The following is a 16,684-nucleotide window of genomic DNA, read 5'->3' as shown; positions in this document are numbered from 1 at the left end:
TTTGGCGCCTATGAATCCGAATGGCGCCATTATTGTTCAGAGTAATATGGAAATTATGGTGGAAGTTGATGCTCCCACCTACGAAGCTGCCCGCGACGCAATTGCCCCTTTCACCGAACTGGTCAAGAGCCCCGAGCATCTGCATACTTACAAGATTAGTCCCCTCAGCCTGTGGAACGCTGCTTCGACGGGGCTTCGTGCACTGGAAGTTCTGGAACGCCTCGAAGGCCAGAGCCGATTCCCGATTCCTGAAACCGTGGTGACTGAAATTCAGGACTATATGGACCGCTATGGTCTGTTGCGCCTTAAAAAAGAGGATGGCAAGCTGATTGTCGAATCCGACGACAAGTACATGTTTACCGAAATTTGCCACCTCAAGGAAGTGGAACCGTACATTCTCCAGTTTATCGATGACCTGCACGCTGAGGTGGATCCGGAACGTCGTGGCCACTTGAAAATGGCTCTCACGAATGCGGGTTTCCCGGTCGAGGACTTGGCTGGTTACACCGTGGGTGATCCGCTCCCGATTCACCTGCGTGAAACGACGGTGGGCGGAAAGCCGTTTGCCCTCCGCGATTACCAGAAAGAAGCTGCCCAGGTGTTCTACGCGAGCGGTTCCGAGAAGGGTGGTTCGGGCGTGATCGTGCTGCCTTGCGGTTCGGGTAAGACCGTGATTGGTCTTGCCACGATGGCTTTGGTACAAACTAAGACCTTGATTTTGACGCCGAATATTTCTGCCTCCCGTCAGTGGATTCGCGAAATTTGCGACAAGACGGACTTGACGCTCGACCAGGTGAAGGAATACTCCGGCGAAGTCAAGGAAATTGGCCCCGTGACGGTGGCGACCTACCAGATTTTGACTCAGCGCAAGCGTACCAAGAAGGCCGAAAACGAAAAGGCTGAATCGGACTTGGACGATTTGACTGAAGAAGAAGTCAAGAAGGAACTCGCGAATTTCCCGCTGTTCAGCCAGGAAAAGTGGGGCCTGATGATTTACGACGAAGTGCACTTGCTGCCGGCTCCGGTGTTCCGCCTGAGTACCGAAATGCAGGCCACTCGCCGCCTGGGCCTTACCGCGACGCTTGTGCGTGAAGACCACAAGGAAACCGAAGTGTTCAGCTTGATTGGCCCGAAAAAGTACGATATTCCGTGGCGTATTTTGGAAGCGCAGGGCTGGATTGCAACTGCCGACTGTAATGAAATCCGCATTCCGATGGAAGCGGAACTCAAGATGAAGTACGCGCTTGCTCCGGTGCGTGAAAAGATTACGCTTGCTTCCACAAACCCCGAAAAGACCGACATTGTGGAACGCCTGCTCAAGTATTTCGACAAGCCTGATGACCGTGTGCTGATTATCGGCCAGTACATCGACCAGCTCGAAGCCCTCTCCGAAGACTTGCAGATTCCGCTGATTACGGGTAAGACGCCGAACAAGGATCGCGAAAAACTTTATGCCGCCTTCCGTAACGGTAGCCAGAAAAACCTAATGGTTTCGAAGGTGGGTAACTTCGCCATCGACTTGCCGGATGCCAACGTGCTCATCCAGATTTCGGGTACTTTCGGTAGCCGCCAGGAAGAAGCCCAGCGCCTTGGCCGTGTGCTTCGTCCCAAGAGCGACGGCGGTGCAGCGCATTTCTACAGCATCGTGACGCAGGATTCCAAGGAACAGGAATTCGCCATGAACCGTCAGCTGTTCTTGACCGAACAGGGGTACGCTTACAAGATTATCAAGCGCGGCGACTGGGATATTCTGTGCCGTACCCCCGAAGAACTTGCCGCAAGAGCGAAAGCGTAGCTATAAGCTTCGTCTAGCGGCGTTGCTATACTCGCTTCTAGCTTCGGCTTTTTTGATGTGTCATCCTGAGCGGTGGCACTTTTTTAGTAAATTTACGTGCAATGTTATTCCGTTCGAGTTTGTTTGCTATTGCTTGCCTTGGGGCGTTTGCTTTTGCCTCTTCTGCAGTGGGGGATTCCCTTGCGGCTGATTCCGCTCATTACAATGGATATTTCCAGATTGGAACCGATTTCAATTTCGGCCTGAACGGAGGCCCCACCGATCCGACATTTGCCGTGGATACCGCCGAGTATTACGGCAAGAACTGGCGTGGGCTCCGTGTTCCGCTCGAAAATGGCCGCAGCTACGAAGAACATATCGAACCGTTCTTTATGCTGAGTTTCCGTGCGGGCTACGGGGATTTCCATTTCCTGATCGAAGCTCCCTTGCGTAAGGATATCGAGGCCTGGTACGAAAGCGACCTCAAGACGAATTTTACCTACAAACCGAGTGAACTCGACATTGGCGTTCCTATAAATGCTTATGTCCTGTGGAACAACCCCGTAGGCTATGTGCAGTTGGGCCGATTTGACCCGGACCTCAAGGTATCTCCGAACGACCTGACGATTGGCGGTGCTCCGTATCACGACGGTTTGCACTGGAAATTCAAGGCGGGCATTTTCCGTTACGACTATTTGCTTTCTTCGTTGAATGCATGGCTCTTTGACGATGTTCCCGGTGAACCGGACGCAACGGGGTGCCGCTACCCCGAAGGTTCCGAAGCGGCTGAACAGAAATGCCCCGAAAAGGGCAAGCAGGCGAGTAACCAGCGCGACCGCGTTTACGACGAAAACGTGAAAAATCTTGTGTATCACCGCATCGGTGTCGAGACGAAACATTTCTGGACGTATGTCATCGAAGAAAGCATGGTCGGTGGCAAGGATCTGGAATTCCGCTCCATGAATCCGTTCATGTTCTTGCACAACAATTTTGCGGGCGGCTACACCAAGGCCGTTACCTCGTTTGAAATAGGCTTCACTCCGGTGCAGGGCTCCAAGTTTTATGGACAAATTTGCATGGAAGACATCAATAGCCCCGTGGGTGAAGATGACGACAAGGGCACGAACCGAAGCATGATCAGCTACATGGCGGGCTACTATCAGGAATTCCCGACGCTCCGTTACGGAACTTTCTCGTGGCGATTCGACGCCGTGCGTACCGACCCGCTGCATGGCAATGGACGCCTCCCGCTGCTGGAATACTCGAGCCGCCGCCTTTACCGCAGCAACTACCGCGAACAGGATGACTCTGACTATGCCGACATGTACTTTGTCGATTATCCGATCGGTTACCGCCGCGGCTCCGACGCTCTTGACCTGTGGCTAGACCTCGGCTGGAAATGGGGACGGCATTCTGCCAAGATGACGCTCGCCTGGCTCCGCCAGGGCGACAAGGAGCTCTACACTGACTACGACATTGCCATCAAGGAAGAACATTCTCCGTCTGGAGTCAAGGAAACTCAGTACGTGCTCGATGCTCTTTACGCAATGCAGTACAACAGTTGGTTTGGTTTCTACCTCGGCGGCGGTTTCCGCAGTTACGAAAACCTGGCGCACGACAAGCATGAAGACGGCAAGGACGGCTGGATCCGCTCTGGCATCAAGATGACCTTCAATCCGGTCGACACGAAGTTTTAACCCCATTTGTCCCCCCTTTTCCTAAGTTCTGAGTAGTATTTTCTCTCGTCTATTACCTATATTATTCCTGAAAACTAAGGAGTTTAATTATGGCAGAAATCGGTACACCTCTAAGTTCTAGTGCAACCAAGGTCCTCTTTTGCGGGGCCGGCGAACTGGGTAAAGAAGTTATCATCGAAATGATGCGTCTCGGCGTCGAAGTCATTGCCGTAGACCGCTATGCCAATGCTCCTGGCATGCAGGTGGCTCACCGCAGCCACGTGATTAACATGCTCGACGGAGCAGAACTCCGCCGCGTGATTGAACTTGAAAAGCCCGACTATATTGTTCCCGAAGTCGAAGCCATTGCGACCGACACGCTCGTGGAAATGGAAAAGGAAGGCTACAACGTCATTCCGACGGCCAAGGCTACCAAGCTTACCATGAACCGCGAAGGGATCCGCCGCCTCGCTGCCGAAGAACTCGGCATCAAGACGAGCCCGTACCGCTTCGCCGACAATTTTGAAGACTTCAAGGCGGCCGTCAAGGAAATCGGTATCCCGTGCGTGATCAAGCCGGTCATGAGTTCCTCGGGCCATGGCCAGAGTGTCATCAAGACCGAAGCCGATATTCAGAAGTCCTGGGATATTTCTCAGCACGAGGGCCGCACGGGCCACGCCAGTCGCGTGATTGTCGAAGGCTTTGTGCCGTTCGATTACGAAATTACTTTGCTCACGGTTCGCCATGTGGCGGGCACGAGCTTCCTGGAACCGATCGGTCACCACCAGGTGGGCGGCGACTATCAGGAATCCTGGCAGCCGCAGCCGATGAAGCCGGAACTCTTGGAACAGGCCAAGGTGATTGCAAAGAAGGTGACCGACGCTCTCGGCGGTCGTGGCATCTTCGGTGTCGAGCTCTTTGTTTGCAAGGACGAAGTTCTGTTCAGCGAAGTGTCCCCGCGTCCGCACGATACCGGCATGGTGACGCTCATCAGCCAGGACCTCTCCGAATTTGCGCTGCATGCTCGCGCTATTCTCGGCCTGCCCATCCCGAACATCGCGTTCCACGGCCCGAGTGCCTCGAAGGCGATCGTGGTTGATGGCAATTCCGACCATGTGAAGTTTGGCGGCCTCGAAGAAGTGCTTGCTGAACCTGACACTGCGCTCCGCCTGTTCGGCAAGCCCGAACTCAAGGGCCACCGTCGCCTGGGCGTGCTGCTTGCTCGCCGCAACACCGTGGAAGAGGCCAAGGCGCAAGTCATGGCGATGCGCGAAAAAGTCAAGGTGACTCTGTAGTTGCATTAAATTTGTTTTCAACAAAAAGACGCGGCTTTATGCCGCGTCCTTTTCGTAATGTTTCGTAGCGCTAAAATCTGTGGCGCTAAGATGAGTGGCAATTTTAGATGGTGGCGACGCTCTTGACGTCTGCGCTGTAGTCCACGCCTTCGATGTCGAAACCGTTGGTAGCCAAGAAATCGTGGCGGTAGCCTTCAAGGTCGCCGACTTCGGCCAGGTTTTCCTGCGTGATGGTGGCTAGGCGCTTGTTGACTTCTTCCTGCACCTTCGGGTCGAGTTCCCAGTCGTCGATGCGGATCAGGTGGTTTTCGTCGGTCGGAACGGCGGCACCCGTGTAAAGGCGTTCGTTCATCAGACGTTCCATCTGCTCGATGCAACCCTCGTGCGTTCCCTGTTCCTTCATTACCTTGTAAAGAACGGAAAGGTACAGGGGGATAATCGGAATTACGGCGCTGGAACGAGTCACGAGTCCCTTGTTCACGGATACGTAGGCTTCGCCCTTCAGCTCTTTCTGGAGTTCGGCGTCGAGTTCGCGGGCGGTGGCTTCAAGATGTTTCTTGGCTCCGCCGATGGTTCCGTCGCGGTAAATCGCATGCGAAAGTTTCGGGCCGATGTAGGAGTAGGCGACTGTCTTTATGCCTTCGGCAAGAACGCCGGCGGCCTTGAGTTGACGTACCCAAAGTGCCCAGTCTTCGCCGCCCATCACCTTTACGGAATTCGCCGCTTCTTCTTCGGTGGCGCTTTCGGCGCTGATGGTGCTGATTTTTCCGGTCATGCAGTCGATGGTTGCTCCGGAGAAGGTTTCGCCGATGGGTTTGAGTACGCTACGGTAGAGCGTTCCGTTGTCCGGGTCCACGCGGACGCCCGAAGCGACACTGTAAACCAGCAGGTCGACTTTGCGGCCCATCTTGTTCAGCGTGTCGATGACGTTCTTGCGCATCTCATGGGAAAAGGCGTCGCCGTTAAAGGTCACGGCTTCGAGTCCGGCTTCCTTGGCGTATTTGTCGAATGCCATGTTGTTGTACCAGCCGGGAGTTCCCGGTTTTTGACGAGGTTCGTCGACCCCTTCTTTTTCAAAGGAAACGCCGATGGTGGCGGCTCCGAATTCGAATGCTGCAGAAATTCGGCTAGCGAGTCCGTAACCGGTGGAACAGCCCAACACGAGTACGGTTTTGGGGGAATCTTTCGGCGTGCCGCGTTCGGCGCGTTTTTTCTGGACGTATTCAATTTGGCGTTTGACGTCCATGGCGCAGCCCTGCGGGTGCGCGTTCACGCACATATTGCTGCGAATCATCGGCTCAATAATCATTTTCAGACCTTATTGTTTTAACTTTTTTACAAACCGCGCCAAATTTAGAAAAGAAGAGGGCGCTTTTGTAGGTCTTTTGGCCGATGTCCGATTCTTTTTGTAAGAAAAATATAATTTTGTAATGTTTTCGACAGTTTACTTACGAATGTGCTGAGCGAATCTTGAAAGCCATGATGGCGAATGCCCCGGCAACGTTCATACTTGCCTTGCGGCCTGCCATCGGGATTGTCACCTTCATGGTTGCTTCGGCCATGAGTTCCGGAGCGATTCCCAGTTCTTCGTTCCCGAGGATGATTAGGCCTTTTTCGGGCCACGTTACGTTGTTTATGCTCGGGATGTCTTCGCCGGTTTCAAGGGCGATAATTTCGTAGCCGTTTTCCTTGTGCCATTTTACGCAATCGAAGGGGTTTTCCCAACGCTTGATTGGAATCCATTCCTGGCATCCGCGGGCAGCACTTTTTACGGTCACGTGGTCGGGGCCGCAGCTGTAGCCGCTCAGGTGGACTCCTTCGAGTCCGAAACAGTCCGTGCTGCGAATGATGGAGCCGACATTAAAGGCGCTGCGCAGGTTATGCACCAGAACGGCAAACGGAAGCGGAGCTTCGTTCGGCGTTTCGCGGTCGCCAGGTTCCTGTTCCAGGTAAACGTCCCGTTCAAAGCCTAGGCCTGCACGTGTGCGGAACGTCTTGTATAGGTCGATCATTTGCGCCTGGTTTTTTCCGGTAAGGCGTTCACTTTCAGGGAGTTTCATCCATTCGGCGTAGGTCTCGAATTCACGCTTTGCACGGGGTACGTCGTCACCCAGTTGCAGAATGATAACGCGCAGCAATTCGGCCATACGTTTGGCCTTGGAAGTCTCTTTTGTCGCTAGGAATTTCTTTTCGGAAAACATGAAAAAAATGTAGAAAAAAGTATATTTTGTACGATGATAAAATTAGTTGGAATGTTGGCTTTAGCCCTGGGTCTTGGATTCATAGGATGCTCGAATTCTGAATTCAATTACGAATCGGAGGATAATCCCGATAATCTGGATTCCCTTTCGTTGGACGGCTTTGTGCGTGTGCGTTCCATGGGAAAAACGGTCACTTTGGGAACGGACGATGAGTTTGCTTCTGTAAAAGATCGCCCCTCAATGGAAGCTTCGTTTGACTACGATTTTCTAATCGGTAAACAGGAAGTGACTTGCGGTGATATGGGGCTTGCCTGTGCCGGAAAACTGCCCGCGACAAATGTCACTTACTTTGACGCCATTCTGTATGCGAATAAAATGAGCAAGTCGAATGGTTTCGATACGGTGTATTCCTATACGGGTTTGTCTTTTGACGGGGACGGAGCCTGTGTCGGAATGGACGGCCTTGTCTTTAATCCCCAAGTTCAAGGCTTTCGTTTGCCGACTGAAGCCGAGTGGATTTATGCGGCAGGACTCGATTGGCAACCGGAAAAGGGGTGGCACAACGGTAATTCGGACTTTGAACTCCATCCGGTTTGTACCTCCTATATCGATAAAAATGGAATTTGCGATATGGCGGGAAATGCCTTGGAGTGGGTGAACGATTTGTGGGTGCCGTTCCATTCTAAAGGGGTGGGTGATTTTGTCGGCGGAAAGCCTCTCGATGGTATTGAAGAACGCGTCCTGAAGGGGGGGAGCGTCCATAATGCTTCGTCTTCAATCCATTTGTACAATCGGGGAGATGTCTATATGGTGACCTCTTCGACCAAGGCTTCTTATGTAGGTTTTCGTTTGGCGTTTGGCGCCATTCCTAGTCCCTCGTATTTAGATGAAATGGGAAACGAAATACAAATAAATTATTCGCTCTTGGTAAAGTCCAGTGCTGTCAAAAAATTTGTAGATAAGCCACTTTCCAAGTTGGTCTTTAGAGAAGATGTGCATGGCAATTTGGCTTATGTCGACTTTAACGATGCCTATGTTTCCGTGGTCGAAATGAATACGGGGGTGTCGGCATACCATCCGGATATTTCGCCGGACGGTAGATATGTTGCCTTCTGTACAGGACTTGAGGGTGTTTCGGGCCCGTCAAAGGTTTATGTCCGTCGACTATCCGAGAATGATACTCCGGTAGAACTTCCTGCCGAGTCTGCCGCCATTCCTCGTTTTCGCGTCCTTGAAAATGGGGATACGGTCATTGTGTATGTGAGCGATGCTGGCAATAATAAGGATGATGCTGCGTTCAAGAGTCGCCAAACATGGCAGGTGCGTTTTTCGAATGGAAAATTTGGAAAGCCCAAAAAATTGTTCGACGGAGCCTATCACGGTGGAGTTTCAAAAGACGGAAAATTGGCTGTGACGGGATCTCAGTTGTTGCGCGCTTCTGTAGATGGTTCAGAACGGGTTTGGTATGGGAAAAATCAGGCTTGCAATGTGTCCTTGAGTCAAGGTGGGGCCGATAAAACGCTTTTCTTGGATTTTGGTGCGAAAATGGGACGTGATTTTGTCGGTGCGACTTATAGAACTCACGAACGTGCTTTGATTGCGAATCGTACCGGAAAGTTGATTCAGTCCGTTTCTGCTCCGAAGGGATTTACGTTTGATCATGTCGAGTGGGTGAACGGGTCGGATTCACTTTTTGTGGCGACACTTGTCGATGCAAATGGCGCTCATCGAAAAATTGTGCTTGTCAATGCGAATACCTCTAAAATGCTTTCGCTTGTCGAAGGCACGGAAGTTTGGCATCCTGCTTTTTGGGCTCATGAACGTAACGCCAATGTGCGTTGGGATTACGATAGCCTGGGACTTTATTATTCGGAAAATGGACAGGCGACGCAATTCTTGGCGCAGCGAATTCCTCTCTTGTGGATGTACCGCGATTCGGCGGAAGTGGTGTGTCTAGGAAATTCACACATGCAGATGGGGGTTGCTGCAAACCAAATGAGTTTGTTTGCAATCAATTTAGCGGCGGTTCCCTGTGATTTGCATTGCGTGGAAGAACTCTATGAAAAATATGTTTCGCCTCAGGTGACAAATCTTAAGTACCTGGTGATTGGACTCGATTTTGATTTGTGGGGGGAGTACGAACCGGGAGAAAGCATGGCCTGGAACAAGGGGGAGGCTCCTGGTTTTGTGTATGATGCAAATCATGAATTCTGGCGAGAGGGAGTGGATAGTTTGTTTGTTGCCCGCGTGTCTGAAATTGCGGAATCCCGTAGGGGTTTTGCTTCCGTACGTTCGAATAGGGGCTGGACAAATGGCTTTTGTGTTTTGGATTGGTTGTCGAACGGAAAAGAATTTGCAGAAGTCCTGGTGGATAGCGCCTGGAGCGATGACAGTCGTCGCTACGAGTCTAATTTCGCTGAACTAGACCGGATTTTGAAAATCGCGGAGCAACACAATGTTGTTGTGGTTGGCCTCATTTTCCCGTTGAGCCCGTATTACCAAAATACAGGCAGCTATGGGCGACATGGAATGCGTCGGTCCACGGCAAAAATGCTCCAGGAACGTTTAGAGAAACTGAGTCTGGAAAATGAAAATTTTGTGCTGATGGACGAAAATAAGATGGGAAAACACGATTACCTTGGCGATGTCGCTTATGACTACGATCACTTGTGTTGGAGGGGCGCGGGAGTGCTTACCATGCGCCTCGATTCGTTACTGAAAACGCTCGAAAAAAGTCCTCGGTAAAGGCGCTTAAGGGGGTGCTTTTTAAGGTGTATTTCGGGCCTCTTTTTTATTAAAATCTGATGCCTTAAACCTGAGGCCTGCCCCCTTTTTTTCTATCTTTTATCTTACATGCAAGACTACCCGAAGACACGTGTCCTCATCGCAAATGATGACGGAATCCAGAGTGGCTATATGCTCGCTTTGGCGTGTGCGCTTGTCCCTTATGCGGATGTGTGCGTTTTTGCGCCCGAAACGGAGCAGAGCGGGGTAGGTCACGCCTTTACAGTTCGGCGCGGACTTTCGGTCAAAAAGGTGAAGGTTGCGGAGAATGTTGCGATCGAGGCGTATTCGATGTCTGGGACTCCCGCCGATTGCGTAAAGTTTGCGGTGGGTCATTTTGCAGCCTATGGGCTTACCACCGAGGGGGGTGGTCCGGGGCTAGACCAGAGGCCGTTTGACGTGTGTTTTTCGGGTGTCAACCTCGGTGAAAATTCCGGCGTGTCGTCGCTTTATTCGGGCACGGTCGCAGGAGCTCGTGAAGCGGCTCTTTGGGGTGTGCCGGGCATTGCGCTTTCGCTCCGAGGCACAACCGCCAACATGCTCGAAACGGCGAAGGAATTTGCCGTGAAGGTGGTCAGGGACCGTCTGTTCGAACGGATTCCCGTAGGCGTTTTCTGGAACGTGAATTTTCCAAAGGCTACCGCCGAAACCTTTAAAGGCTTTAAGGCTACCAAGATGGCTCTTGGAATGTTTACTGACCACTACTCCCACGAAAATGGACTGTGGCAACTGGATGGCGATAAACTGTGGGATGAACAGCCCAAGGATAGCGACGACTATCTGTTGAATCAGGGCTACGCGACGATTACGCCCCACCGTATCGACCAGACCGACGAAGAAAGTTTAGAAGTAATAAATGAAATGATAGAGGAAAACTAATGTCAGAAGAATTGGTACCAGGTTCGCAAATCAGGTCCTTGATTGAAAAGGACATGCAGGATTGCTACTTGCGCTATTCCATGAGCGTGATTGTGGCTCGTGCACTCCCTGATGCGCGTGACGGCTTTAAGCCGGTGCACCGCCGCGTGATGTACAGTATGCATAAGCTCGGCGTGGTGCCGAACAAGCCGACGGTGAAGTCCGCCCGTATCGTGGGTGACGTGATCGGTAAGTACCACCCGCATGGCGACTTTGCCGTGTACGAAACCTTGGTGCGTATGGCACAGGATTTCTCGCTGCGCTACCCGCTGGTGTTCGGTCAAGGTAACTTCGGTTCTATCGACGGTGACGGCGCTGCCGCTATGCGTTACACCGAAGCCAAGATGAACAACATGGGTGCGCTCATGTTGGAAGATTTGGAAAAAGATACCGTGGACATGGGCCCGAACTTCGACGAATCTTTGGAAGAACCGAAAGTTTTGCCGTCTGCTCTCCCGAACATGCTCGTAAACGGTACCACCGGTATCGCCGTGGGTATGGCGACTTCCATGGCTCCGCATAACCTCCGCGAAATTGCAAACGCCATTCATGCGGTGGCTGAAAATCCGGACATTTCTGGCGAAGACCTTTTGCAGTACGTGTCCGGTCCGGACTTCCCGACCGGTGGCGTGATTTGTGGCCGCGCGGGCATCCGCGATGCTTATTTGACGGGTCATGGCCGCGTGCGCGTGCGTGCCCGTACCGAAATCGATGTGGATAGCCGCGGCAAGCCGCGCATTGTCGTCTCCGAAATTCCTTACATGGTCAACAAGGCCGAACTCTGTAAGAAGATTGCAGAACTCGTGAAGGACAAGCGCGTCGACGGCATTACGGACATTCGTGACGAATCTAGCCGCGAAGGTATGCGCATCGTGATCGAAATGCGCAAGGATGTGGTCGCCGAAGTCGTTTTGAATAATTTGTTCAAAAACACGCAACTGCAGACCACCTTCAGCATTTACAATTTGGCGCTCGTCAACAACCTGCCGAAGCTCCTGACGCTTAAGGAACTCATCCAGGTTTATGTGGATCACCGCTTGGAAGTGATTACGCGTTCCACGCAGTTTGACTTGAACAAGGCCGAAGCCCGTCTCCACATTATCGAAGGCCTGCGCATTGCAACGCAGAATATCGACGAAGTGGTGCAGATTATCAAGTCGAGCCCGACGACCGAAGCCGCGAAGACCTCTTTGCAGAACCGCTTTAACCTCGATGAAATCCAGTCGCAGGCTATCGTGGACATGCGCCTCGCTCAGCTTACCGGCCTGAATATCGAAAAGTTGGAAGCCGAATACAACGAACTCGTTGCTACCGTTGCCGACTTGAAGGACATTTTGGAAAAGCGCGAACGCCGCGTGAAGATTATGCTCGACCGTCTTGACGCCATCGTGGACAAGTGCGGCGACGATCGCCGTACCTCTATCGAAGACGCTGTCGATGACTACGATTACGAAGACCTGATTGCCGAAGAAGAACAGGTGATTACGCTCAGCCGCGAAGGCTATATCAAGCGCTTGCCGATTGATACCTTCAAGGCGCAGAACCGCGGCGGTAAGGGCATTATCGGCGCTACACTCAAGGAAGAAGACAACGTTGAACAGATCTTTACCGCAAGCACTCACAGCTACTTGTTGGTGTTCACGAACAAGGGTCGTGCTTACTGGACCAAGGTCTACCGCTTGCCCGAAGGAACCCGCAACGGCAAGGGCCGCCCGATTATCAACTTCATCGGTCTTACCGAAGGTGAAAAGGTGCAGGCAATTGTGCCGGTGCGCAAGTTCGGTGGCTACTTCTGCCTCGTGTTTGCGACCAAGAAGGGGGTCATCAACAAGATGGACCTCACCTTGTTCAGCCGTCCGCGTAAGGCCGGCGTGAACGCCATCAGCCTCGACGAAGATGATGAATTGGTGAAGGTTCAGCTCGTCGGCATGAGCGCCGAAGAATTCAACGCCAGCCAGGCTGCCGAAGGCGAAGAAGCCGATGCTGAAGCCGAAACACAGGCTGCCGAGGCCGCCATCGCCGAGGAATCCGAAGACGCCGAAGATATCGAAGGTCGTCCGATTCCGAAGGACTTGCTGATGCTTGCGACCAAGAACGGTCAGGCCGTGACCTTCCCGATCAGTTGCTTCCGCGCCATGGGCCGCGGCACGCACGGCGTGAAGGGTATTACCTTGGCCGAAGGCGACGAAGTGATTTCTCTGTTGTGGCTCAAGGCCGGCAACAAGATCGTGACCATCACCGAAAACGGCTACGGCAAGCGTAGCGAACCTTCGACTTACCGCATTACCCGTCGCGGAAGCAAGGGCGTTCGCAACCTGAACGTGACCGACAAGGTCGGCGCAGCCGTGTTCGTGGAAAGTGTCGCTGACGACTATGACTTGATCATTACCAGCCGCGAAGGCCAGGTGATTCGTATCAAGGCTGCCGATATCCGCCTCACGGGCCGTAACGCCCAGGGTGTCAAGGCGATTAGCCTGCGCGAAGGCGATGTGGTGCAAGATGCTACCGCACTCCCGAGCGTCGAGGATATCGAACAGGATAGCGCCGAGGCTAAGGAAACCTTCGACAAGGTCGAAGGCGTGGAAGTCGACGACGATTCTGTCGAAAAGATCGAAGACTCTCCGGAACAGCAGATCGGTGTTCCTAGCGAAAGCGAAGAGCAATAGGATAAACTGAAGCTTGTTCTAGATCAGCTTCAAAACATTAATCCCTGCTGCATTCTGTTGCAGCGGGGATTTTTTGCTTTATAAAAGAATGTTTTTATGGGTTGTCTAAAAAAGAGTCTTTTTGAAATTGCCAGAAAAAGGGAATATTTTACCTGTTGTAGCTGTTGTAAAAGGTTACAACGGAATTATCCAGTAGTGCTTGACAACCTATGTAGAATAGTATAAATTAAAAGAGAGTATAAATAACCCCTTGAGAGGAAAAGTATGAGTGTAAAAAATTTTTTAACAACAGCCTTTGCCATGGTCGCAATTTCGTCATCCATTTCCTGGGGGCAGACCACTCTAAACTGCTCTAATGGCACGTCCCAGAAGTTTGGTAGCGGCGCAGGCTATGATTACGAACTCTGGAGCCAGAATGGTGCCGGTAACGCAACTATGACGCTTAACCCAAGCACCGAAAATGGTGGTGCTTTCGAAGTTGAATGGAGTGGTACTATCAACATGTTGGCCCGTTCCGGAAAGCGTTGGGGGGCTAACTCCACTGTTACCGTACAGAATGTGGGTAATATTACCGCCGAATTTGAAGTGGAATGGAACTCCTCTGACAACGTGAAGTATGTCAGTGTCTATGGCTGGGGCTATTACGACAAGCAGGACATTCCCAGTGGTGGTTTCAGCGATGAAATTGAATACTATATTGTCCAGGATCGCGGAAGCTACAATCCTACCTCGGGTGGTAAAAAGTGGGGTTCTGCAAAGATTGATGGTATTGACTACGATTTCTATACTACCGACCGTATTAATCAACCTTCTCTTTCGGGTACCAGCACCTTTAAGCAGTATTGGTCCATCCCGTCGAATACGAGCCAGCATCGCACCAAGGGTACCATTTCTATTTCCAAGCACTTCAGCGAATGGGCTAAAGCGGGTATGAAGATGGGTAGACTGTATGAAGTTGCTTCCATGAAAATTGAATCCTACACCGGAAATACGGGCTCTGCAAGGGGTTATGCTAAAGTTAAGAAGAATCTGCTGAAAATCGGTGGCAGTGCCGATGAACTTGGCCTCAATGTAACTGCATCTCCGGCTGCTGCAGGTACTGTGACAAAGAGCCCGAACGCTAACTATTATGCTCCAAACACAATTGTACAGCTCACCGCCAAAGCCAACGAAGGCTGGAAGTTTGTGGGTTGGGAAGGTGCTACCGGTTCTACCGAAACCATTTCTGTAACCATGGACAAGGAAAAGTCTGTGGTCGCCAAGTTTGAATTGGTTGGCGAAACTACAGTGAACCTTCTTAAGGATGGTAATTTCCCGAGCGGCAGCGTGATTTCTACAAGCCAAGATGCATCTTGGTTCCTGGGTCAGGGTACAAACTGGGGTAACTCTGCTGCAAAGACTTCTGTTTCTGGTGGCACGGCTACGGTTAACGTTACCACTATTGGTACAGAAACTTACCAGCCGCAGCTTGTTCAGTACAATCTGGCTCTTGATAAGGGCATGAAGTACAAGTTGTCCTTTAAGGCTAGCGCTGATGTAGATCGCAAGATTGAAGTTAATTTCCAACAATCCGTAGACCCCTGGGGTTCATACGCCACTAAGGAATTTGACATCTCCACTACGGAAAAGGAATACACATTTATCTTTGCTATGGAAGAAGATACTGATGAAGCCGCTCAGTTTGCCTTCAACTTGGGACAAGCTACAGGTGCAGTCAAGATTAGTGACGTCAAGCTGGTCTTCACCACTGCTTCCGAAGGTGAAGACCCGCAGGCATTGGCTGCAGCTAATCTGCGCCTGAATGTCGCTGGCAAGACGCTCCAGGTGTTCGACATGCAGGGCCGTATGCTCGGTAAAGTCGATGTCGCAAACGGCGCCTCTATTGCAGAAGCTCTCTTTGCCAAGTTCCAGAAGGTTGGAATCTACATGATCAAGCAGGGTAGCAAGTTCCAGACGGTGCGCGTAACCCGCTAATACTTAACATCCAATGCTCCTATATAGTGGATGAAGGAGATGCCCCGCGAACGCGGGGCATTTCTTGTTAATACCTTTAGGTATGAAGTCGGCGCTGAACCTCTCCTTGTTTTAGAACGTTTTTCGTTAAGAGAATCTACGCTGCATTTGGAAAAGGAAGGTCTTAGGAGGGGCATAGCCTCTCCTTGTCTAAGGAAAGATTCTCGTTAAGAGAATCTTTCATAAAGTGCGTCTCTTTCGACCGGTTCGAGCCCCTCATTTAAGATAAGGCTCTTCATGCGTTCGGGGCTCATGCCCACGGGAACCGTGGCGCCGGCGGCGTGCGTGATTTTCTCTTCGATAATCGTCCCGTCCAAATCCGATGCGCCGGCGTGGAGCGCCTTCATCGCGGTTTCAATTCCCATCTGAATCCAGTAGGCCTTGATATGCGGGAAATTGTCGAGGAAAAGTCTTGCAACGGCGACCGTCCGCAGAATGTCTTCTTCGCTGGTGATGTTCGGAACAATCTTATGCAGCGCATTATGTTCCGGGTGGTACACGAGCGGAATGAAGGCGAAAAATCCCGGTGCTTCATCTTGCAAGTCGCGCAACATCTTCATGTGCGCAATGCGGTCCTCGATTTTTTCGATGTGACCGAATAGCATCGTCGCGTTTGTCGGAATACCGATCTTGTGGGCGGCGCGGTGAACATCGAGCCATTCTTCGCCGGTTTCCTTTCCGGGGCAAATCTGGTCGCGCACGTCCTGCACCAAAATCTCGGCTCCTCCTCCGGGGAGTGCGTCGAGTCCCGCCTCTTTAAGCGTCGACATAATCTGTAGCGGAGTCTGTTCCGAAATCTTTGCGAAATGGCAAATCTCGACGGCAGTAAAAGCCTTCAGGTTCACCTTCGGAAATTCTACGCGCAGCTTGCGAAGCATTTCGATGTAGTAGTCGAAGGGGTGGTCGGGGTGGAGTCCACCGACGATGTGCAACTCGCGGGCACCACCGGCAATCGCCTCGGCAGCCTTGTTTCGGATGGTGGGGTAGTCCCAGTCGTAGGCGGTAGGAGAATCCTTCTTTATCTTCGAAAACGCGCAGAACTTACAGTGCAACACACACACGTTGGTGTAGTTGATCTGACGGTTGTTCACCCAGTATACGGACTTGCCGTGGCGGCGTTCCTTTTCGGCGTCGGCGCGTGCGCAAAGTTCGTCGAGCGGTGCGTTTAAGAATAAGTCTAAAGCTTCGGATTCAGTAAGGCGTGACATAATACGAGGTAAATTTATAAAATGCAGAATGAAAAGAAAATCCCTGCTGATGCGAAAGTCAAAAAAAGAACCCGTCCTTGAAAGGACGGGTTTCTTTTAGTAGCGGGGGCAGGACTTGAACGCTGCGACCTTCGGGTTATGAGCCCGAC

The 16,684-nt window shown here is 51.7% G+C and carries 10 protein-coding genes; 7 read left to right on the top strand and 3 right to left on the bottom strand.

Going from position 1 to position 16,684, the window contains the following annotated elements; genetic code table 11:
• Positions 1-10 precede the first annotated feature (10 nt).
• The 3 genes from Q0W37_RS07355 to purT all read left to right on the top strand — a co-directional run bounded on the left by Q0W37_RS07355 (position 11) and on the right by purT (position 4,745).
• Entirely contained in the window at positions 11-1,795 is a 1,785-nt protein-coding gene (locus Q0W37_RS07355; RefSeq protein ID WP_297700215.1) for a DNA repair helicase XPB, read from the top strand.
• 119 nt (positions 1,796-1,914) lie between these two features.
• Positions 1,915-3,471: a hypothetical protein gene (locus Q0W37_RS07350; protein WP_297700213.1), complete on the top strand. Its 1,557-nt coding sequence runs from the start codon at positions 1,915-1,917 to the stop codon at positions 3,469-3,471.
• Between the two features lie 89 nt (positions 3,472-3,560).
• Positions 3,561-4,745: a formate-dependent phosphoribosylglycinamide formyltransferase gene (purT, locus tag Q0W37_RS07345; protein ID WP_173351855.1), complete on the top strand. Its 1,185-nt coding sequence runs from the start codon at positions 3,561-3,563 to the stop codon at positions 4,743-4,745.
• Between the two features lie 103 nt (positions 4,746-4,848).
• Here purT and fabV read toward each other — a convergent pair whose 3' ends face one another.
• The gene (fabV, locus tag Q0W37_RS07340; RefSeq protein WP_297700211.1) at positions 4,849-6,054 is read right to left on the bottom strand and encodes an enoyl-ACP reductase FabV; all 1,206 of its coding nucleotides are present in this window, start codon (positions 6,052-6,054) and stop codon (positions 4,849-4,851) included.
• A gap of 139 nt (positions 6,055-6,193) precedes the next feature.
• Positions 6,194-6,892: a TrmH family RNA methyltransferase gene (locus Q0W37_RS07335; RefSeq protein ID WP_297700209.1), complete on the bottom strand. Its 699-nt coding sequence runs from the start codon at positions 6,890-6,892 to the stop codon at positions 6,194-6,196.
• An 87-nt stretch (positions 6,893-6,979) separates the two neighbouring features.
• On the opposite strand from Q0W37_RS07335, the gene Q0W37_RS07330 reads away from it, so the two are divergent.
• From Q0W37_RS07330 to Q0W37_RS07315, 4 genes are all read left to right on the top strand, one after another.
• On the top strand, positions 6,980-9,691 hold the full coding sequence (locus tag Q0W37_RS07330) for a TIGR02171 family protein (RefSeq protein WP_297700207.1): 2,712 nt from the start codon (positions 6,980-6,982) through the stop codon (positions 9,689-9,691).
• A gap of 108 nt (positions 9,692-9,799) precedes the next feature.
• Positions 9,800-10,609: a 5'/3'-nucleotidase SurE gene (gene surE, locus Q0W37_RS07325; RefSeq protein ID WP_297700205.1), complete on the top strand. Its 810-nt coding sequence runs from the start codon at positions 9,800-9,802 to the stop codon at positions 10,607-10,609.
• Positions 10,609-13,314: a DNA gyrase subunit A gene (gene gyrA, locus Q0W37_RS07320; RefSeq protein WP_297700203.1), complete on the top strand. Its 2,706-nt coding sequence runs from the start codon at positions 10,609-10,611 to the stop codon at positions 13,312-13,314. The genes surE and gyrA overlap by 1 nt, the downstream gene beginning before the upstream one ends.
• 264 nt (positions 13,315-13,578) lie before the next feature.
• Positions 13,579-15,288, top strand: a complete 1,710-nt coding sequence (locus tag Q0W37_RS07315) for a glycoside hydrolase family 11 protein (RefSeq protein ID WP_367186256.1) — start codon at positions 13,579-13,581, stop codon at positions 15,286-15,288.
• Between the two features lie 206 nt (positions 15,289-15,494).
• On the opposite strand, the gene mqnE is transcribed toward Q0W37_RS07315, so the two are convergent.
• Positions 15,495-16,535, bottom strand: coding sequence for an aminofutalosine synthase MqnE (gene mqnE, locus Q0W37_RS07305; protein ID WP_297700201.1), 1,041 nt, complete (start codon positions 16,533-16,535; stop codon positions 15,495-15,497).
• Positions 16,536-16,684: the final 149 nt, after the last annotated feature.

This window comes from uncultured Fibrobacter sp. (genome assembly GCF_947166265.1).
Lineage (GTDB): Bacteria > Fibrobacterota > Fibrobacteria > Fibrobacterales > Fibrobacteraceae > Fibrobacter.
This window is presented reverse-complemented; position numbering and strand designations above follow the sequence as displayed.